The following is an 18,371-nucleotide window of genomic DNA, read 5'->3' on the forward strand; positions in this document are numbered from 1 at the left end:
ATGAACATCAATCTGCAACGATGGATTGACCGCTGGGCCGGCATTCCGCTGTGCGCGGCGGTGTCGGGCATTGATGCGGTCATGCGCCGATTCCGCAACGACGCCGATGCCGACAAGGCGCCGCGCGCCATCGTGGTGATTTTGCTGTCGGAGATGGGCAGCCTGGTGCTGGCGCACGACATGTTTGCGCGCCTCAAGCAGCGCTACCCGGATGCGCCGCTGCATGCCCTGCTCTTCGGCAAGAATCGAGAAATCCTCGACCTGATGAAGGTGGTGGACCCAGCCAATGTGCACACGGTGAACGACAAATCACTGGGCGGCCTGCTCTCCAGCCTGTGGAAGGCGATTGGCGAGCTGCGCCGCGCGAATGTGGATGTGGCGATTGACTGCGAGCTGTTCTCGCGCATCAGCAGTTTGTTGTCATACGCCAGCGGCGCGCGCATCCGCGTGGGCTTTCACCGCCACACGCAAGAAGGCCTGTACCGCGGCTCGCACATCAACCGGCCCGTGCCCTACAACCCGTACCACCACATCAGCGCGCAGTTCCTGACGCTGGCGCGCGCGATTGATTCGACGGCCGTGCCCAAGTCCAAACTGCCGGCCAATCTGGCAGCGGCTGGCACCGGCAAACCGCCGCCGCATGTGCAGCTGGATGCGGCGCTGGTGCCGGGCATCCAGGCCCGGCTGGCGCAAGACTTTCCGGCGATTGCCGGCAAGCCGCTGGTGCTGGTGTACCCGGGCGGCGGCATCCTGCCGATACGCGCCTGGCCGCTGGCGTCATACACCGCGCTGTGCGAAGGCCTGGTGGCCGACGGCTGCGCCGTGGCCGTGATTGGACTGAAGGACGACCAGGCACTGGCGCGGCAGCTGGTGGCCAATGTGCACACGGCTTTCCCGGGCAGCCCCGTGATCGATCTCACCGGCTACACCCGCTCGATTTCCGAACTGCTGGCGTTGTTTCATATCGCCCGCCTGCTGGTCACCAATGACGGCGGGCCAGGGCAGTTCGCGGCGCTGACGCCCATCTGGACGCTGATGCTCTTCGGCCCCGAAACCCCGGGCCTGTACGCACCGCTCACGCCGCAGTGTTATTCCTTTTACAGCCAGTGGCCCTGCTCGCCCTGCCTCACTGCCTACAACCACCGCTCGTCTTACTGCGATGGCGACAACCAGTGCCTGAAAGTCATCGCACCCGAGGCCGTATTGGCCAAGGCGCGTGAGTGCCTGGCAGCGCCCTGAATCCACCTCTTTCCTCAATGTCCGCACTCCGATCCTTTGCCGAAGCCATCATCCGGCGCCTGCCCGAGCGCCTGCAGCCCATGGTGCGCTGGCGTTTCATCAAGTTCGGCGTGGTGGGCGCCAGCGGCACGGTGGTCAACCTGGTGGTGCTGTATGTCGCGCAGGAGTTTTTGTTCAGCCGGATTGCGGACTTCCACGACCGGCTGAACTACTCCATCGCGCTGGCGATCACCGTCGCCACCATCAGCAATTTTTACTGGAACCGCCGCCTGACCTGGCGCGACCGCAAACACGAAGTCCATCATTCGGCGCTCTTCCTGTTTGGCAAGTATGTGATGGCCGCCGGCCTGGCCATCGTGCTGCAATCGCTGCTGACCAAATGGCTGGCCCTGTACATGCACTACCTGCTGGCCAATGTGCTGGCCATCGTGCTGTCCAGCGTGTGCAATTTCGTCGCCAACGACCGCATGACTTTCCGCCGCCGCCGCGTCAAAATTGCAGCCGCTGACGAAAAACCCTCGCCCGACACCCATGACAAACCTTGAGTCCCTGAAGAGCCGCCTCCCCGTCCACCGCATCTGGATAGGGCTGGCCCTTCTGGTGGCGCTGGGTTATCTGTTCGGCCTGGGCGGCGACCATATCCCGCGCAATGGCGACGAACTGGTGTACGCCCACATCGCGCGGCTGACGGCAGAGACCGGCAAGTGGCTACCGCTGGTGAGCTCTTACGACTTCATGCGCAACACCAAGCCGCCTGTGCTGTTCTGGCAGGCCATGGTGGCCGGTGGATGGGGCGAACACTGGACGCTGCTCAATCTGCGCCTGCCCAGCATTGCATACACCTGGGCCATCGCCCTGATGACCGCGCTGCTGGGCTGGAAGATTGTCCGCGGCGACACGGGCGCAACGCCCGTAGCCGAAGACCGCCAGCGCCACGCGCTGGCCATGGGCGCCATCGCGGCCATCGTCTACCTGTCTTTCTTCAGCACCTACCGCTACGGCCGGCCCTACCTGACCAGTGCGCCTGAAACCTTCTGGCTGTTCGGCGTGTTCTTTGCGGTGGCCTGGTCGCCGGCAAAACTGCTGGCCTCGCGCTGGAAGTTTCCGCTGCTGGCCGGCATCGCCATCGGCATAGGCTGCCTCTACAAATCGTTTGTCATGGTGGTGCCGGTCGGCTTTGCGCTGGCGCTGTGCTACCAGATGCTGGGCGCACGCAAGGCGCCGTGGGACGTTTTCCGGCGTGGCGTCGTGATCGACGGCGTGAAGGTGGTGGCCATCTGCGTGCTGGCACTCGCGATTTTCGGCCTGTGGTTTGCCATAGACCCGCAGCCGGGCGAGGTCTGGCGTGAATTTGTCGTCGGTGAAAACGCCGGCAAGATGAATTCGTCAAAAGGCTACTTCGCCATCGCCTTCAGCGGCAGCAGCGGCATACTGACCATCCTGACGGGCTATTACTCCAACGCGCTGTTCCTGCTGCCCGTCGCCATCGGCTGCACCTGGGCCGCGTGGAAAGCCTGGCGCCTGCGCCGGGGAACAGGGCAAACCATCAGCGACACCGAAAAAGCCCTGTGGATCTGGCTGCTGGCCTTCGCGCTGGTGTTTATGGTGCCCACGCAGCGTTCCACACGCTACCTGATTCCCGCCATGCCGGCCCTGGCCGTGCTGATCGCGATTTACTGGGACCGCATTGCGCGCATCTGGTTCAGCCTGACGCTGGTGATCTGCCTCATAGGCGCGCTGGCCATGGGCCTGATCGGCTACGGCGGCGTGCGCGCCACGCAAGACGCCTGGCTGTTCTCGCCGCTGTACTGGCTCTTTTTGGGCGTGCTCGCCGCAGCCTGCCTCGCCGGCATGTTCAAACCCGCGTGGACCCGGCCCATCACCGCCCTGAGCAGCTTTGCGGTGCTGTTCGCGCTGGCCTGGGTCACCCTGCCCTTCAACGGCGACATGGGGCGATTCCGCGGCGAGACCGATGCGCTGCTCAAAGGCCAGGCGGTGTCGGTGCCCAGCAACTTCAACGGCCACTTCGAGCGCTACGAGTTCATCATCCCCGGCGCAAAGATCGTTCCTTACTTTGCCGCGCAGCCGGTGGACTACCAGGACGTGGACGCGCTCTTCAAGACCACACGCTACGCGCTGGTGCAGCGCCGCGCGGGGCAAAAACCCTGCGACGCCTGCCGCGTCATTGACGAGCGCTGGGACCTGCGTTCGCGCCAGGACGAAAAAGAAGGCACGCTGGGCGCGTTCAAATCACCCGAAACCTACTGGTACGCCAAAGAGTATCTGGTTGAGCGGGCAGCGCCTTGAGAACCTGTTCTCAGCCCGCCGCCACCCTTGCAAGTTTCACAAAGGAAGTTTCCATGTCCCGATTTCCGAGATTTGCAGGGGCCCTTGCCCTGGTAGCCATGTTGGCGCTGGGCGGCTGCGCCACGGCCATCAAACCGCATGAAACCACCGGCGCGCCCACGCTCGACTTTCAAAGCATGGCGCTCAACCCCAGCAACGGCGGCGAGCTGATCAAGGCCGACGCATTGCAGGCGGGCGACATCATCCTCACCGCTGAAAACGGCCTGAACTCCGTGGGCATCCGGCTGATCACGCTGTCGCCCGTCAGCCACGCCGCGATTTACATGGGCAACAACCAGATCGCCGAAGCCGTAGGCTCAGGCATACGCATCCGCAGCGTGGACGCGATGCTGGCTGACGAAGCGACGGTGGTGGCCTTTCGCCACCCCGACCTCACCGCCGGCCAGGCGGTGCAGATCAACACCTTTGTGGCCAGCCACGAAGGCAAAAAGTACAACTACCTCGGCGTGATGCTGCAGGCCCCGTTTGCCCTGGAGCGGCGCATGTGCGAGTTGCCGCTGGTGCCGTCCATGGTGCGCGACTTCTGCATACGCGGCATCGCTGCCGTGCAGCTCGGTCTGGGCCGCAACGACCAGTTCTTCTGCTCGCAGTTCATTCTGGAGGCCTACCGCAGCGCGGGCCTGCCGCTCACCGACGCCGACCCGCGCCTGATCAACCCCGGTGACCTGCTGCACATGCGGGAGGGCGATGTGCCCTCCGTCATGATTCACAAGCCGCTGAAGTACGTGGGGCACCTCAAGGCGGCCCCACTGGTGGCGGCTGCGGAGCCGCTAGGTCAATAAGCAGTCAAGCCGGTCAGGCCGGCTGATCAGCCACCCACATGCATGGTGAACTGCGCGCCGTTGGAGAGCTTGCACTGCCCGGTGCCCATGGTGGACGAATTCATCTGGTAGCGGCAGCTGATGTAGCTGCCCCGGTTGCCCGAACCATTGGCCACGCCTTCGCGCACGGGTGAGCCCGCGATCCGTGTGGCTTCCCCGGTGAAGCTTTCACCGTTGATATTGGTGGTGAAGGTGCCGCGCCCGTTCATGTCGTTGGTCACCACCGCACCCACCATGCCGTAAACCTTCGCGGCATCGTTCGCGGGATACAGGCGTGCGGAAAAAGTCGTGCTGGCAGGGATTGCCGGCGTGACATACACCGTGGAAGAAGTGACTGGCGGCTGGCCGGGCTGAACCGGCACCACATAGCAACCGGTGAGGGCGGTGGCGCCCAGCACAGCGGCGGCCAAAGCCTTGCGGCCTGAAAGGGGCGCCAGGCGCGACAGGGAGAACAGGGACGAATTGATCTTCATAAATTACCCGAAGGCCCAAGCACATGCTTGTGGGGGCAGTGTGGGGCGACTTGTTCAAATAGTTTCTTTAAAAGATACAAGATCATTAGTTTCATACGATTAGTATCTAAATTAGATACTTCGTTGAAAACAACGATCTTCGTGAGAAGCATCACGGCGCCGCTTAGGCCCGCGAAATAACCGACGCACAGCGCAAAGCCTCAGGCTCAGGCACCATCACGCTTCCCACCCACTTTTTCTGCCGCAAACATGACCATGCAATACCGCCGCCTCGGCAACAGCAACCTCAAAGTCTCCGTTTTGTGCCTGGGCACCATGATGTTCGGCAAGCAGACGCCGTTCGAGGAAGCCGGCCGCATCGTGGCATCGGCCCGCGAGCACGGGCTCAACTTCATCGACACGGCCGACGTCTACAACCAGGGGCAGTCCGAGAAAGACGTGGGCAAGCTGCTGGCCGGGCAGCGGCAGCACTGGGTGCTGGCCAGCAAGCTGGGCAACCCGGTCAGTGAGAACATCAACGAGAGCCACTACTCGCGCCGCTGGATCCTGCAAGAAACCGATGCCATCCTGGCGCGGCTGCAGACCGACTACCTGGACATCCTCTACCTGCACCGCGACTACCACGAGGAAAACCTCGAAGAAGCCGTTCGCGCGCTGGGCGACTTGATACGCGCGGGCAAGCTGCGCAGTTTTGGCCTTTCCAACTTCCGCGGCTGGCGCATTGCCGAGGTGGTGCGGCTGTGCAAGGAGCTGGGCGTGCCGCAGCCGGCCGTTTGCCAGCCCTATTACAACCTGCTCAACCGCGGCCCGGAAGTCGAGATCCTGCCGGCCTGCGGCCACTACGGCATTGGCGTGGTGCCTTACAGCCCGCTGGCGCGCGGTGTGCTCACCGGTAAATACCCGCCCGGCCAGCCGCCGGCCGAAGGTACGCGCGCCGGCAGCGGCGACAAGCGCATCCTGGAGACCGAGTTCCGCGAGGAGTCATTGGTGATTGCGCAAAAGATCAAGGCACGCTGCGAAGCCAAAGGCCAGGTGCCCGGGCAGTTTGCCGCCGCCTGGGTGCTGGCCAATCCAATCGTGAGTTCGGTCATCGTCGGCCCGCGCACGCTGCCGCACCTGGAAGACGTGTATGGAGCGGTCGGCCTGGCGCTGGACAAGGACGACGAGGCCTTCATCAACGAGCTGGTAGTGCCGGGCCATGCGTCCAGCCATGGCTACAACGACCCGGGCTATCCCTTCTTCGGCCGCCCGCTTTAACTACGAGCCTCTAGAGCGCGGGCGCTTCGTCGGCGCCCGTCTGCGGCAGCTTGAGTTTTTTGTCTGCCGTGGTGCCGCAGGCGTGGCAAAACTTGGCAAAGGCGCTCTTGCGGGTCGTGCATTTGAAGCAGTGGTCAAACAAGCCGATGCCGCAGTGTGGGCAAAAATCGATCTCGGTGTTCTTCAGGTCCACCGCCCGCTCGCAACCGGGGCACACGCCTTTTGACAAACGCGTCAGCGCCGTGTCGTAGCTGAGCTCTTCGCGGCGCTGCGCGTCCGGCAGTTGCTCGGCCAGCTTCTGCTTTTCCAGGTAGCGGTTCAGCGAAATGATGGCCTGTCGGCCCACCAGCGCGGTGACGATGATGCCGACGATGTAACGCACATAACCGCCGTAGCTGGGCAGGTAGGGCACGAGCTCGACAAAAAATGCAAACACCGCAAAAAGGATAAAGCCCCACACAAAAGGCCAATAGGTTCCCTTGCGCTTTTTGGCAAACAGCCAGCCGGCTGCCACCAGCAAAGGAAGGGTCAGCGCAAGGCGGTACAGAAAGACACGCAGCTCCACGCGCCGGTATTCGGCATTGAGTTGCTGCTGGGCCACTTCTTCCATTTCGGCCAGCTTGCGGCGTTCACGTGCCGCGCCCTGGCGCGCATCCAGCGCGGCCTGCTGCTGCGCCTCCACCGCGACGCCCGCCGCACGCTCCCTGTCTTTCAGGCCATCCAGCGCCCGCGTGCGCGACAGCAGCTCGGTGTCCTGCTCGGCCTGCTGCGTGGCACGCCGTGTGGACAGCCAGTTGTCAAAAGTCTCGCGCGCCGCGGCCGAGTCCGCCTGGGCCGCACGGCGCTTGAGCTGTGCCTGCTCCAGCGCGGTCTGGGCGTCCTGCTCGGCCCGCTCCGCCGTCCTGATGGCATTGCGCGCCGCATTGCTGGCGGCGGCGTCCATGTAGTCGTCGAGTGAGAGCTGCTTTTCGACCTTGGGCAAATCGCCCACAACAGTGCCGCCCAGGCCGATCAGAAAGCCGGCAAACACCAGGGCCACCAGCCAGAGGCCGCGGTGCATCCATTTTTCCGTCAATCGCAAAGTGTTGGCCATGGTTATCTCCGTTTCCTGAAAAACAAGCTTCTCACAGTTTGACGACGGTCACGGGCTTGCCGTCCGTCATCCGTGCGCGTTGCAGCCAGTCAAACACCGAATCTACCGTGACGGTCTCAATGCGGTCCGAAAACCGCTTTTCATTCGGATGGTCATCAAACGCCACATTCGCCGCCGTCATGCGCCCGCCCAGCCGGGTCAAGGGGCCCAGCTTCAGCGTAGTGGGCTCATAGCCCTTGAACTTCAACCAGGCCTGGGCTTGCAGCCGCGCGTTCACACCCGGCTCCATCGCGGCCGCCATGGTTTCAATCGCCCACTGATTGGATTGCTGGTATTTGGTGCCCCAGGCATAACTCACGATGCTGTAGTGCTTTTCATGCAGGGCCGTGACCCGGCCGCGGTCCTGCAGCAACACCAGCAGCCTGGCCTGCATCTCCGGCGACGGCGCGACCCAGGCCGCTTCATAGCGCCACAGGTCGTCGAGGAAGAACTCGCCCAGCCCCTGCCGGTAGACCGCCGCCTCGCTGGTGCCGCAGGTGTTGAGCTTGTGCACCACACGCCAGGTCATCCCGCCCTGGCCGTCGGGCAGCTGGTAGGCCAGGCCCAGGTGCGAATAACGCACGCCGTACTTGCCCAGGTCCTGACCGGCCCGCGCCAGTATCACGACTTTTTCGCCGCTGGCATTGAGCGAAGCCAGCGTCTTCTCGGCCAGCGTCATGCCGCGCTCCACCGTTTGCGGTGTGGTCTTGCGGGCTTCGCAGGAGCGGCCGGCATGGGCCGCCGGCGCCGCAGCGGCAAACACTGCGGCCAGCAGCAAAGGCAAAAGAGGTTTAAGGAATTTCATGGTGCGTCTGTGCTTTATTCAGGAACTCGGGTGATCACTGGGTCAGCCGCTCGTTGTGCAACAAGGCGCGGCCCAGCGCGTTCGGGATGAAGGCGATGGCCTCGCCGGCCGCGGACAGCACCACACCCGCGCCCACCACGCTGACCACCACGGCCGTTCCCGCCACCATGGACACGCCGGCAACGCCTTTACCAATCACTTCAACGCTGACGCGGGCGCCGTCTGAAGCCCGCTCCAGCACGTACACCGTTCCACGGGCCGTGCTTTCCACGGTCTTGACCACCAGCACCGTGCCGGCGGTAGACAGAATCAGCGGCGCCGCCACCACGGAGCCTGCGACGGCGCTGGCGCCCACGACCACAGAGGCCACAGGCAGGGCCGAGACAGCGCTCAAGGCAGAGGCTTCCGACTGGGCCCTGGCGCCCAATGAGGTTCCAGCCAGCGTGAGTGCGGCGCATGCGGCGATCAGATAGGTAGCGAATCGGTTCTTCATCATGTACTCCTGTGTTCGTGTGTCGGTTTATTCGCTGGCGATGTTGCTGCGCGATGCGCGGCCGGCCAGGCGGGCTTCACTCAGGTCGGCTTCATGGCGGTCACGCAGCGTCTTGGCCAGGGTAAAGCTGCAGGTGATCAGGTAGAGCCAGCTCACGCCCAGGAAAGCCTTGTAGGTTTCATTGACCTCCATGCGCCACAAACCCCAGCCCGTCAGCGACATCGCCAGAAAGAAGCCGCCCCACACCACCAGCTTGAACATCGGGGTGTCGACCAGCCGGCCTTCGGCGCGGCTTTGCTCCTGGTCACGCACATACTTGGCCAGCACAAAGGCGGCCGACAGGCAGAAGAAATAACCCATGACCATGAAGGCGCGGTCCAGGTCCTTGCCAGGCAGGTAAGACAAGCCCACGGCGCAAAGAAAAACAGCAATCAGGAACGAAGCCCAGACCTGGACTTGCCAGGGTTTGGAATCACGGTGTATCAGCGTCTGCATAAAAACCTTTGAGGTTGTTGAGGAGCCCCTAATGTGCGCGCAGGCCCCTCAAAATCATGCAAATAGCGATACAGTTTCCCGAAAATGCCTCCTAGGTATCAAATTTCGATACCTCAGGCCGTCATCAAGGCGGCCACGCGGTCGCGCAAAGCCTCAGGCTGCACCTCGGCCGCGGCCAGGGCAGGCCCGGCATTCAGGCCCACCCGGCTGAAGGCACCACGGCGGAAGGGCTTGACCATGGCATTGCCTTTTTCCACGCGGCTGAAGAAGGAGCCCCAGAGATTAGTCAGCGCCATCGGGATCACCGGCACCTGCAGTCCGTCGCGCTCGGCGTTTTCCAGGATCTTCATGATGCCGCCCTTGAAAGCTTGCAGCTCACCGTTTTTGGTGATGCCGCCTTCGGGGAAGATCGCCAGCAGGTCGCCGTCGCGCAGCACCTTGGCGGCTGCCTCGAAGGCCGCTTCGTACAGCGCCGGATCTTCGGTGCGCGGCGCGATCGGGATCGCCTTGGCCAGGCGGAACAACCAGCCCAGCACCGGCATTTTGAAGATGCGGTGGTCCATCACGAAATAGATGGGGCGCGGGCTGGCCGCCATCAGCAGCACCGGGTCGACAAAGCTCACATGGTTGCAGGTCAGCACGGCCGCGCCTTGCGCCGGAATGTTCTCGTCGCCGGTGATCTTGAAGCGGTAGACCAGGCGAGAGGCGATCAGCGCGATGAAGCGCAGCAGGTACTCGGGCACCAGCATGAAGATATAGAACGCCACCACCGCATTGGCCAGACCCACGAACAGAAATATCTGCGGGATGCTGAAGTTGGCCTTGAGCAGCGCGCCGGCCAGGATGGCGCTGACGATCATGAACAGCGCATTGAGAATGTTGTTGGCCGCGATGATGCGCGCCCGGTGCGTGGGCTGGCTGCGCAGCTGGATGAGCGCATACATGGGCACGCTGTACAAACCGGCGAAAAGACTGAGCAGCGCCAGGTCAATCATCACGCGCCAGTGCGCATGCTGCGACATGAAGTCGCCCACACTCATGATGGACACGGCAGGCAACCCGCGCGACGCAAAGTAGAGATCGATCGCGAACACGCTCATGCCGATCGCACCCACGGGCACCAGGCCGATCTCCACATGGCGCTTGCTGAGCACTTCGCACAGCAGCGAGCCTGTGGCGATGCCGATGGAGAACACCACCAGCAACAGCGACGCCACCTGCTCATTGCCGTGCAGCACTTCCTTGGCAAAACTCGGGAACTGGCTCAAAAATACCGCGCCGAAAAACCACATCCAGCTGATGCCCAGCATGGAGCGGAACACCACCGTGTTCTCTTTGGCGAGCTTGAGGTTGCGCCAGGTTTCCGTCACCGGGTTCCAGTTGATCTTGAGCCCGGGGTCGGTCGCCGGCGTGAGCGGAATGAACTGCGAGACCAGCCGGCCGACCAGCGCCAGGGCCACGCAGGCAATGGCCACATAGTCGGGCCCGACCTGGGGCACGGCCACCATCAGCCCACCTACAACCTGGCCCAGCAGGATGGCCACAAAAGTGCCCATCTCGACCATGCCGTTGCCGCCGGTCAGCTCGCGCTCGTTCAGCGCCTGCGGCAGGTAGGCGAATTTGACCGGGCCGAAGATGGTGGAATGCAGGCCCATCAGAAAGGTGCAGCCCAACAACACGGGCACCTGCACATTCGGATTGCTGCTCATGAAGCCGGCCGCGGCGATCAGCATGATCACCACTTCCAGGTTTTTCACAAAGCGGATCACGCGCGTTTTTTCGAACTTGTCGGTCACCTGCCCGCTGGTGGCGGAGAACAGCAAAAACGGCAAGATGAACAACGCACCGATCGCCAGCCCGGCCAGCGCCGGTGGCAGCCAGCTCACGCTGAGCTGGTAAGTCACCATCACGGTGAAGGCAAACTTGAAGAGGTTGTCGTTGGCCGCGCCGGAGAACTGCGTCCAGAAGAAAGGTGCGAAGCGGCGCTGCTTGAGCAACGCAAACTGGTTCGGATGCCCGTGAACAGGCGGTGGCGACACCGGTACGGCCTTATCAACACTCATGCTTGACCCCTCATTTCAGTTGTTGTGCGGCGGGCTTTGGCTAAACGGCCTGCCTGCTCTCTTGTGGATGGTGCAGTGGATTCTGCCTTGATTTTCCGCGTAGCCAGAAGCGCCGACACCACGGGCCAGGCAGCGAAGCTCGCCACCACATGTTTGAGGCTGTGGCCCGACACGAGCTGGCCCGTCCATTCATAGACCGCATGGTCGCCCAGCTCCAGCAGCTTGGCCAGCGCGTAGATTGCAATCAGCAGCCCCCAGCGGACCGGCAGTCCCTGTGCCTGGGCAGGCCGCATGAAGGCGCGGCCCAGAATCAGCGCCATGCCGCCAAACTGCAGCACCGCCCACGGCAGCACATTGCCCGTCACTGACCATTCATGCACCGACAGCGGCCCCAGTACCAACACCGTCACAGCCAGCACCAGGCCGGCGCGGGTGCTGACGGCCTGCATCACCGCCAGGCCCAGCAAGCCGGCAAAAGCCAGCACCATGCCGGTACGGTCCCAGACCAGACCCACATCGTCAGGCTGCAGGTGGTAGGCCGCGGACACCGCCGCCGTCACCCACAGGCCGCCAAAAAAGAGCGCCGCCATGGCCGCAGCCGCACTGCTGACGGCCCGCACACGCACCGCACGCAGCAGCGCCCACACACCCACCATGCCCCACAGCGCAAACGGCAGGTTGCTGATGACATCCATCGCGTGCGGCAACGCGCCCCAGGCGCGCTGGTCGGCGAAGTCGTGATAGTGCCCAGGCTGCGCCACCGAAGGCCCCAGCAGCGCGGCGGCCAGCAGCAACAGCAGCACGCCGGCCAGCGCCCATTCACGGCGTTGTGTGAGCACACGCGGCCGGATGCGCCAGGGGAGCGGTTCGACCCGGCGGTGAACGGGGGTGGGGGTGGTTTGCATGCGGAGCTCCTTGGGTTAAGTAGGTCGCACTGTGCCGGTCGGGAAAGTCACCAGGCATCAAAATTCAACGCGGTGGCGGCCATTCAAACCCAAAGTATTGATAATCGATACCCATGAGCACCACCGCCGACCTCGTCACCCTCCTCAAAAAAGAACTCAAGGCCGCCCGCATGACGTATGCGGACCTGGCCGCCAAGCTGGGCATGGCGGAGTCCAGCGTCAAGCGCATGCTGGCCAAGGGGGATATGCCGCTCTCACGCATCGACGCAATCTGCCGGGCGCTGAAACTGGACTTTGCCGACCTGGCCCGGCGCGTGGCCGACACGCAGCCCCTGCTCGCAGAGCTCAGCGAAGCGCAGGAGAAAGCCGTGGTGGCCGACAAGAAGCTGTTGCTGGCCGCCATTTGTGTGCTGTCGCAATGGACGCTGGAGCAGATCACCACCAGCTACCGGGTGTCGGAAGCCGAATGCATCAAATACCTGGCGCAGCTGGACCGCATCGGCATCATCGAGCTCAAGCCCCTGAACCGCTACCGCCTCAAACTCGCCAAGACCTTCCGCTGGCGCCCGCATGGCCCGGTGATGGACTACTTCCGCGACAACGCCCTGCTCGACTACTTCTCGGGCGGCTTTGACGGCAACGGTGAAGGCCTGCTGCTGGTGCACGGCTCCATCAGCCGTGGCCTGGCGCCCTCTTTCCTCGAGCGCATGCAGCGCGTGGCGCAGGACTTTGCCCAGCAGCACCAGACGGACCAGAAGCTGGGCGACAAGGACCGCGAGGGTTTCACACTCTTGCTGGCGATGCGGAGCTGGGAGTTTGAGGCGTTTGCTGCATTGAGGAGGTAGCGACTCGTCGGGATTGTCTGGCTGAATTGCATGCAATTACATTAGCAAGCTAAGTAAATTCGGCGTTTACTGGTAATATTCAGCCAATTACAGCTTGCAAGACTGTTTTTGTGCATGCAATTTCCGGTGACCCCACGATGAACAACACCTCCACCTATGTCGGCCTGCCCATTCCGGTAGCCGCCAACCTGACCGACACCAAGTACTTTTTCCAGGCGCTGGACAACTTCTCGCGGGTGATGGCGATACGCCCGGGGGACAGGGTGCTGATGCTGGCCGACCCGCTGCTGGACCCGCGTGTGATCGACGCGGTGATCGGCATCGCCAAGTCGCGCGGGGCCGAAGTGCGTATCTATATGGAGCCCAGCACGCAGGTGACGGCCGTGCCGGAAGAAGTGCACGCCATGCTCAAGAAGGCCACCTTTGTGGTGTCGACCTGGTTCTGCTCCATCCTCGACCCCCTCTGCATCAACCTGCGCCGCGCCGGGCAGCGCTGGGTCAAGATCACCTACTTCCGCAACCTGGATCTGCTGCACACGCCGCAGGCGCGTTTTCCGGTCGACGTGATCGGCGAGATCATCCGCGGCACGGCCGCCCGCTACCCGACCGAGGGCGACTTCGACCTGCGCTTTACCGACTCGCGCGGCAGCGACTTCCGCATCAGCTTCACGCAGGCGATGCGCGCCAACCAGCTGGCCACCAACCGCTGGCGCGGCCAGATGACGGCCGAGGAAGATGGCTGCTATGTGCACTACCTGCCCACACACGGGCCCAATCTGTGGGACCACAACTCGGTCAAAAACGACTTCAAGGCCGTGGTGCCCATGGCCGGTGTGCTCTACCCACAATGGGCCGTCGGCTTTGCCAAACCGTTCGAAGAAAAAATCGCCGTGCGTTTTGAAGGCGACACGATTTCTGCCGTCGACGGCGTGTCAGAAGAAGCTGTCATCCTGCGCGAGATGCTGGTCGGCGGCCGCATGATTGAAGGCGGCGGCTGCGGCTTCAACCCCAAGGCGCCACGCCACACGGTCTACCCGGCAGGCTCCAACGCGCCCGGCGCGCTGCACTTCGGCATTGATCTGGCAAAGCCCAGCGACTACATACGCCGCGTGATGCCCGACTGGGAAGAGCCGCCGGTTCACATGGACCTGATCACCCTGGACGGAACCGTGACCGCAGGCAACAACACCTTGATCAAGGACGGCTTTTTGTGCGCGCTGCGTGATCCGTCAGTCGTGGCAATGGCCGCGCGTTACGGCGACCCGGTGGAGTTGCTGGAAGCGCAGGTGCTCTAGGCTGGTGCAGTGAATACCGTCAGCACGCCGGTGTAACCGTAGAGGTGGTGACGAGCGATCTCACCGCCGGCAAAGAAGCCGACCAGCGGCACATCCCCCAAAGCCCGCCGCACGATCTGCATCTCAGCGCTGGGCGCGCCAAAGTGCGGGCCGCCGCGGCCTGAGCAACTGACGTAAATCGCCCCGGCAATGCGCCGCGCCGCATGCGGCGCCGATTCGGCCTCGGGCGCACTCAAGGCGCTGGCCACTTCAAGCGTAACCTCCTCGGGCTCCAGCTCTTCACGGATTTCGGCGCACACCCGGATCAGGTCGGCGCGCGCGGCCTCGACGTTGCGTTCGCAAAAAGCCAGCTTCATGCCCACGGCCGGCACCTCGGCAATCGCAATGCCCCGGCGCGCCGGATCCAGCCCTATCAGGTGGCGCACCCGCACCTCGGCGCCGAACTGGCCGGCCCGCCGCGACACCGCGTGGATCGCGCCATCATCCGGAATATCGTCCGGCCGTGTCAGGCCCACCAGCGTGGTGCGCACCCTGGCTAGGGCCTCGCGCGGCTCATCCAGCGAGACATCGAGGTCGGCCAGCATGACGTCGAGCGCGGGTTTGCCGTCCAACTCAGTCACTACATTGGACTCACAGGCGGTGATTTCATGGTGTGCCGAAACAGGCCGGCAGCCTTGCGTCACACGCGACATCAGCGCCGCACCCTGGCCAAACGCTACGCCGCTCAGGCCGCCGCTGAACACGCCGCCGGCAGCCCCCTGCCCTTTCACATTGCCGTGCCCGCTGAGCGCGAACTGCACCGTGCTGGAGCGGCTGGAGGCCAGGCCGCCGAAGACATAACCGCTGTCGGTGCGCTCGGCCATCTCGGCGATCAGTTCGGCCACATCGGGCGTGGCGGCGTCGGCGTGCACCAGCGCGGTGTGCGCCTTGAAGCGGCCGCTGCTGGCCGGCGGCAAAGGCGATACGCCGGAGAACACGCGGTACTGGTCATAGGGCAGCTCGCACAGCATCACGGTGAGGGCCGGCTCGTCAAAGTACTCGACATTGTTGGACGCGATGCCCACGCCCACGGTGCCGCTCCAGTCGGTGATGTCGGGCAGCTCGGCGCTCAGGTGGTCGAGGATGTCCTGCGCATGAGGTGCGTAGTGGTCGGTGATATAGAGCAGCGCCAGCGTGGGTGACTTGGCATAACCGGGCAGCGCCAAGTAGGCGCGCAACTGCGCCAGCACAAGGCCCGCCGCCATCTGCCATTGCGGATGGGTGGCGTGGCCGTAGGGGAAAAGCTTCATGGGGTCCTGGTGACGTTCAACGGAAATTCGGTAGGGCTCCAGCGTACCTCAGCGCGCCAATTAACGCTCGGATTAACGCTCGGATCAGCGCGCGGTTTTACGCGCCGCCTTGCGTGCCGGGGCCTTGGGCTTTGGTTTGGCGGCCGCTTTGGTCGCGGGTTTGGCAGGCGCTTTCCCGGCGGCCGGCGTCGGCCAGCCCTGGCTGCTGCGCAGCGCCGTGTTCATCGCAGCGCGCGCACCGCCCGCCACGGTCTTGCCGGCGGTTTCGGCCATGTTGCGGGCCATGCCTGTCGCCATGCCGGTGGCGGTTTTCATGGCGTCTTTGGCCAGGCCCGTGGCCAGGTTCTTGGTGGTGTCCATCGCCGCTTTCTTGGCCGCGTCCTTCATGGCGTCGGTGGCGATAGTCTGGAACTGCTGGGTGAGCGCACCCCACCACTGCATCGGGTCGACCACGCCGGCCGCCGGCGCAGCGGCCTTGGCTGCTGCCGGCGCTTTGGCTTTCGACTTGGCGGCGGGCTTGGCAGCGCCGAAACTCGTAGGCGGAACCTCCAGCCCCGAAAAGGTGCGGGCCTTGTCGGCCACGCGCTGCACACCGCCCGCCACGCTGTCGGCCACCTTGAGCTTGAAGGCATTGGCCACATCGCCCATGTTGAAGTTCATGCCCTTGAGGGTGGCCAGCGTCATCTTCTGCACTTCCAGTGCCTGGATGGTGGCCTTGAGCGCCGTGGCGTTCTGGTCGAGCCAGAACTGCACGGCCTTGAGTTCTTCAATGCGTTTGTCGAGTTCTTCGACATTGAGTGTGGGCGCCACCCAGTTGCCCAGGTTGGGCAGCTGGGGAATGCTCTGCGTCGCGCTGCCGGCCGCCTGCTTGGCCAGGTTTTGCAGAAAGTCGAAACCGGGCACCAGCTTGCCGAAACCGGGGAAAGATGGATTGTCTGCGTCACTCATGGGGTGTCTCCTGGCTTGTTGTGCACGATTGCGGCTAAGGGCAAGGCGGCGGGCAGGCCCGGCGCGCGTCTTCATTGTGCAACGCCGGGGCGGCGCGTCAACCGGTTTTTGCTTCCGGCCCGCAACGGGGGCCTGATAAGCTTGCCGCCATGGCCTATACCTTTGCCTCCGCCACCGTGCTGTTGCTGCTCATCACGGACCCTTTCGGCAACATCCCGATCTTTGCCAACGCCCTCAAAGGCGTGGCGCCCGAGCGGCGCATGCGCGTCATCCTGCGCGAGGTGCTGATCGCCTTTTTGCTGCTGCTGGCCTTCATGTTCGTCGGCGACGGCTTTTTGCGCCTGATGAACCTCAGCGACCTGTCGCTGCAGATTGCCGGCGCCGTCGTCATGTTTTTGATCGCGCTGCGCATGATCTTTCCCTCAGACCAGCCCGAGTCCGCGCCCATGCTGGGCGAGCCTTTGATCGTGCCGCTGGCCATCCCCGCGCTGGCCGGCCCCTCGGCCCTGGCCACGGTGATGCTGCTGGTGTCGCAGGCGCCCGAGCGGCGGATGGAATGGATTGCTGCGCTCTGCGTGACCATGGCCGTGTGCGCGGTGGTGCTGGTGCTGTCCGAGCGCATCCAGCGCGTGGCGGGCGACCGCGTGATGATGGCCTTTGAGCGGCTCATGGGCCTGATCCTGGTGGCGATTGCGGTCGAGATGTTCTTGCGCGGCATACGGCTCTTCATCACCCAGATCGGAGCCGCTGCATGATCACCGCACACCGCCTGGCCCTGCTGGGCCTTTGCCTGCTGGCCCCCGCCTGGGCGCATGCCGTGCAGGACTGCGAAGTCAACGGCGAAAGCGTCAACCCCAATCACGGCGGCACCACCGCCGGCAAGACCGGCATCATGCGTTGCAAGGATCGCGACTCCGGCCAGATGATGCGCGAGCAGGAGTTGCAGAATGGCAAGTTCATGGGCCAGGTGCGTTACTACCGCGAAGGCAAACTGCAGCGCGACTACAGCGTGAACGAGCGCGGCAACCAGCACGGCCGCTCGCGCGAATTTGCGCCCGGCGGCCAGGTGCTGCGCGACAGCACCTATGACAACGGCAGCCAGGTGGGCCTGGCGCGCAGCTTTCACACCAATGGGCAGCTGCAGCGCATCACGTTTTACGCCTTGCGTGAAACCGGCGGCTCCAGCAGCGAACAGGCTTATGCCGAATTCAACGAGCGTGGTCAGCTCCAGTATTTGCGCTGCGGCGACAAACCCGTGCTGGCGGCACCGGCCGACGATGCCCGCTGGTGCGGCTTTTCAGGCGGCGCCTCGCAGGTCGAGCTCTTCAGCAGCAAAGGTGTGCTGAACGCCCGCAGCAGCTATCTGGCGGGCAAGCGCGTTCGCCATGAGACGCTGGGCGACGGCGGCAAACCGGATTACCAGGACGAGGTGGCGGACAACACACGCACGGAACGTTACTTCAACAACGCCGGCGTGAAGCGGCGCGAAGTCCGGTGGCTGCTGGACGGCCAGACCTCGCGGAGCGCCTTCAAGGAGCGGGAGCAGGATTTTGCCGACAGCGGCACCCTGACGCGCGACAGGCAGTGGTCGGGCGGCAGGCCGGTGAGCGACCAGACTTTTTACCTCAACGGCCAGCCCCGCAGCAAAACCGAATTCGGCGGCGAGGGCGAGAGCGCCTGGCTGCAAACCACCGATTACTTCGACAGCGGAAAGGTCGCCCGCACCGGCCGCTTCAGCGCGGGCAACCGCTACCGGCAGTTACCCCTGGGCACGCACCAGCGCTTTAACGAGGCCGGCAAGCTGGTGGGTGAGTCGAGTTACGACGACCGCGGACGCCTTACCCGTGAGAAGGCCTGGGACGATGACGGCAAGCCGCTGCGTGACGATGCGGTCTTTGAAGACGGCTCAAGAAAAGCCTATTCAAAGTAAAGCCCTCGCGGGTG

At 63.8% G+C, this 18,371-nt stretch carries 18 protein-coding genes; 9 read left to right on the forward strand and 9 right to left on the reverse strand.

From position 1 onward, the window contains the following. Genes BM408_RS12830 through BM408_RS12845 form a run of 4 tightly spaced genes read left to right on the forward strand, consistent with a single transcriptional unit; the run spans window position 1 to window position 4,388 of the window. The gene (locus BM408_RS12830; RefSeq protein ID WP_092130258.1) at window positions 1-1,239 is read left to right on the forward strand and encodes a glycosyltransferase family 9 protein; all 1,239 of its coding nucleotides are present in this window, start codon (window positions 1-3) and stop codon (window positions 1,237-1,239) included. A gap of 17 nt (window positions 1,240-1,256) precedes the next feature. Next, window positions 1,257-1,784 (forward strand): GtrA family protein, encoded by a 528-nt coding sequence (locus tag BM408_RS12835; protein WP_092130259.1) that lies wholly within the window; start codon window positions 1,257-1,259, stop codon window positions 1,782-1,784. Next, complete coding sequence (locus BM408_RS12840) at window positions 1,771-3,546, forward strand: ArnT family glycosyltransferase (RefSeq protein WP_092130260.1); 1,776 nt, start codon at window positions 1,771-1,773, stop codon at window positions 3,544-3,546. The genes BM408_RS12835 and BM408_RS12840 overlap by 14 nt, the downstream gene beginning before the upstream one ends. A 53-nt stretch (window positions 3,547-3,599) precedes the next feature. After that, window positions 3,600-4,388, forward strand: a complete 789-nt coding sequence (locus BM408_RS12845; RefSeq protein ID WP_092130261.1) for a C40 family peptidase — start codon at window positions 3,600-3,602, stop codon at window positions 4,386-4,388. A 26-nt stretch (window positions 4,389-4,414) separates the two neighbouring features. Here BM408_RS12845 and BM408_RS12850 read toward each other — a convergent pair whose 3' ends face one another. Next, complete coding sequence (locus tag BM408_RS12850; protein WP_175541775.1) at window positions 4,415-4,900, reverse strand: hypothetical protein; 486 nt, start codon at window positions 4,898-4,900, stop codon at window positions 4,415-4,417. A gap of 255 nt (window positions 4,901-5,155) precedes the next feature. On the opposite strand from BM408_RS12850, the gene BM408_RS12855 reads away from it, so the two are divergent. Further along, window positions 5,156-6,157, forward strand: a complete 1,002-nt coding sequence (locus BM408_RS12855) for an aldo/keto reductase (RefSeq protein ID WP_092130399.1) — start codon at window positions 5,156-5,158, stop codon at window positions 6,155-6,157. 10 nt (window positions 6,158-6,167) lie between these two features. On the opposite strand, the gene BM408_RS12860 is transcribed toward BM408_RS12855, so the two are convergent. The 6 genes from BM408_RS12860 to BM408_RS12885 all read right to left on the reverse strand — a co-directional run bounded on the left by BM408_RS12860 (window position 6,168) and on the right by BM408_RS12885 (window position 12,050). Further along, window positions 6,168-7,250 (reverse strand): zinc ribbon domain-containing protein, encoded by a 1,083-nt coding sequence (locus BM408_RS12860; RefSeq protein ID WP_092130262.1) that lies wholly within the window; start codon window positions 7,248-7,250, stop codon window positions 6,168-6,170. Between the two features lie 31 nt (window positions 7,251-7,281). Beyond that, the gene (locus tag BM408_RS12865; RefSeq protein WP_092130263.1) at window positions 7,282-8,094 is read right to left on the reverse strand and encodes a DUF2145 domain-containing protein; all 813 of its coding nucleotides are present in this window, start codon (window positions 8,092-8,094) and stop codon (window positions 7,282-7,284) included. Window positions 8,095-8,128: 34 nt separating this feature from the next. Beyond that, entirely contained in the window at window positions 8,129-8,587 is a 459-nt protein-coding gene (locus BM408_RS12870; RefSeq protein ID WP_092130264.1) for a hypothetical protein, read from the reverse strand. Window positions 8,588-8,614: 27 nt separating this feature from the next. Further along, window positions 8,615-9,082, reverse strand: a complete 468-nt coding sequence (locus BM408_RS12875) for a YiaA/YiaB family inner membrane protein (protein WP_092130265.1) — start codon at window positions 9,080-9,082, stop codon at window positions 8,615-8,617. Window positions 9,083-9,195: 113 nt separating this feature from the next. Next, on the reverse strand, window positions 9,196-11,145 hold the full coding sequence (locus BM408_RS12880; RefSeq protein ID WP_092130266.1) for an MFS transporter: 1,950 nt from the start codon (window positions 11,143-11,145) through the stop codon (window positions 9,196-9,198). Continuing rightward, a complete protein-coding gene (locus BM408_RS12885; protein WP_092130267.1) occupies window positions 11,142-12,050 on the reverse strand; it encodes a hypothetical protein in 909 nt (302 codons plus the stop codon). The genes BM408_RS12880 and BM408_RS12885 overlap by 4 nt, the downstream gene beginning before the upstream one ends. Window positions 12,051-12,163: 113 nt before the next feature. On the opposite strand from BM408_RS12885, the gene BM408_RS12890 reads away from it, so the two are divergent. Together BM408_RS12890 and BM408_RS12895 are read left to right on the forward strand one after the other, a co-directional pair. Beyond that, complete coding sequence (locus BM408_RS12890) at window positions 12,164-12,895, forward strand: helix-turn-helix domain-containing protein (protein WP_092130268.1); 732 nt, start codon at window positions 12,164-12,166, stop codon at window positions 12,893-12,895. A gap of 137 nt (window positions 12,896-13,032) precedes the next feature. After that, entirely contained in the window at window positions 13,033-14,190 is a 1,158-nt protein-coding gene (locus BM408_RS12895) for a hypothetical protein (protein ID WP_092130269.1), read from the forward strand. On the opposite strand, the gene BM408_RS12900 is transcribed toward BM408_RS12895, so the two are convergent. Next, window positions 14,187-15,479 (reverse strand): FIST signal transduction protein, encoded by a 1,293-nt coding sequence (locus tag BM408_RS12900; protein WP_092130270.1) that lies wholly within the window; start codon window positions 15,477-15,479, stop codon window positions 14,187-14,189. The genes BM408_RS12895 and BM408_RS12900 overlap by 4 nt on opposite strands. Before the next feature lie 84 nt (window positions 15,480-15,563). Then, complete coding sequence (locus BM408_RS12905; protein ID WP_092130271.1) at window positions 15,564-16,427, reverse strand: PhaM family polyhydroxyalkanoate granule multifunctional regulatory protein; 864 nt, start codon at window positions 16,425-16,427, stop codon at window positions 15,564-15,566. 149 nt (window positions 16,428-16,576) lie between these two features. Between BM408_RS12905 and BM408_RS12910 the strand changes: the two genes are divergently transcribed. Together BM408_RS12910 and BM408_RS12915 are read left to right on the forward strand one after the other, a co-directional pair. Next, complete coding sequence (locus tag BM408_RS12910; protein ID WP_092130272.1) at window positions 16,577-17,182, forward strand: MarC family protein; 606 nt, start codon at window positions 16,577-16,579, stop codon at window positions 17,180-17,182. Beyond that, a complete protein-coding gene (locus tag BM408_RS12915; RefSeq protein ID WP_092130273.1) occupies window positions 17,179-18,357 on the forward strand; it encodes a toxin-antitoxin system YwqK family antitoxin in 1,179 nt (392 codons plus the stop codon). The genes BM408_RS12910 and BM408_RS12915 overlap by 4 nt, the downstream gene beginning before the upstream one ends. Window positions 18,358-18,371: the final 14 nt, after the last annotated feature.

The sequence above is a fragment of the Polaromonas sp. YR568 genome, assembly GCF_900116715.1.
Taxonomy (GTDB): Bacteria; Pseudomonadota; Gammaproteobacteria; order Burkholderiales; family Burkholderiaceae_C; genus Polaromonas.

What these genes read in the sequence shown, in the direction of transcription:
- BM408_RS12870 (WP_092130264.1), bottom strand. Translation starts at nt 8,587, where the DNA reads ATGAAGAACCGATTCGCTACCTATCTGATCGCCGCATGCGCCGCACTC.
- BM408_RS12880 (WP_092130266.1), bottom strand. Translation starts at nt 11,145, where the DNA reads ATGAGTGTTGATAAGGCCGTACCGGTGTCGCCACCGCCTGTTCACGGG.
- BM408_RS12850 (WP_175541775.1), bottom strand. Translation starts at nt 4,900, where the DNA reads ATGAAGATCAATTCGTCCCTGTTCTCCCTGTCGCGCCTGGCGCCCCTT.
- BM408_RS12915 (WP_092130273.1), top strand. Translation starts at nt 17,179, where the DNA reads ATGATCACCGCACACCGCCTGGCCCTGCTGGGCCTTTGCCTGCTGGCC.
- BM408_RS12875 (WP_092130265.1), bottom strand. Translation starts at nt 9,082, where the DNA reads ATGCAGACGCTGATACACCGTGATTCCAAACCCTGGCAAGTCCAGGTC.
- BM408_RS12845 (WP_092130261.1), top strand. Translation starts at nt 3,600, where the DNA reads ATGTCCCGATTTCCGAGATTTGCAGGGGCCCTTGCCCTGGTAGCCATG.
- BM408_RS12835 (WP_092130259.1), top strand. Translation starts at nt 1,257, where the DNA reads ATGTCCGCACTCCGATCCTTTGCCGAAGCCATCATCCGGCGCCTGCCC.
- BM408_RS12830 (WP_092130258.1), top strand. Translation starts at nt 1, where the DNA reads ATGAACATCAATCTGCAACGATGGATTGACCGCTGGGCCGGCATTCCG.
- BM408_RS12860 (WP_092130262.1), bottom strand. Translation starts at nt 7,250, where the DNA reads ATGGCCAACACTTTGCGATTGACGGAAAAATGGATGCACCGCGGCCTC.
- BM408_RS12910 (WP_092130272.1), top strand. Translation starts at nt 16,577, where the DNA reads ATGGCCTATACCTTTGCCTCCGCCACCGTGCTGTTGCTGCTCATCACG.
- BM408_RS12840 (WP_092130260.1), top strand. Translation starts at nt 1,771, where the DNA reads ATGACAAACCTTGAGTCCCTGAAGAGCCGCCTCCCCGTCCACCGCATC.
- BM408_RS12890 (WP_092130268.1), top strand. Translation starts at nt 12,164, where the DNA reads ATGAGCACCACCGCCGACCTCGTCACCCTCCTCAAAAAAGAACTCAAG.
- BM408_RS12900 (WP_092130270.1), bottom strand. Translation starts at nt 15,479, where the DNA reads ATGAAGCTTTTCCCCTACGGCCACGCCACCCATCCGCAATGGCAGATG.
- BM408_RS12865 (WP_092130263.1), bottom strand. Translation starts at nt 8,094, where the DNA reads ATGAAATTCCTTAAACCTCTTTTGCCTTTGCTGCTGGCCGCAGTGTTT.
- BM408_RS12895 (WP_092130269.1), top strand. Translation starts at nt 13,033, where the DNA reads ATGAACAACACCTCCACCTATGTCGGCCTGCCCATTCCGGTAGCCGCC.
- BM408_RS12855 (WP_092130399.1), top strand. Translation starts at nt 5,156, where the DNA reads ATGCAATACCGCCGCCTCGGCAACAGCAACCTCAAAGTCTCCGTTTTG.
- BM408_RS12885 (WP_092130267.1), bottom strand. Translation starts at nt 12,050, where the DNA reads ATGCAAACCACCCCCACCCCCGTTCACCGCCGGGTCGAACCGCTCCCC.
- BM408_RS12905 (WP_092130271.1), bottom strand. Translation starts at nt 16,427, where the DNA reads ATGAGTGACGCAGACAATCCATCTTTCCCCGGTTTCGGCAAGCTGGTG.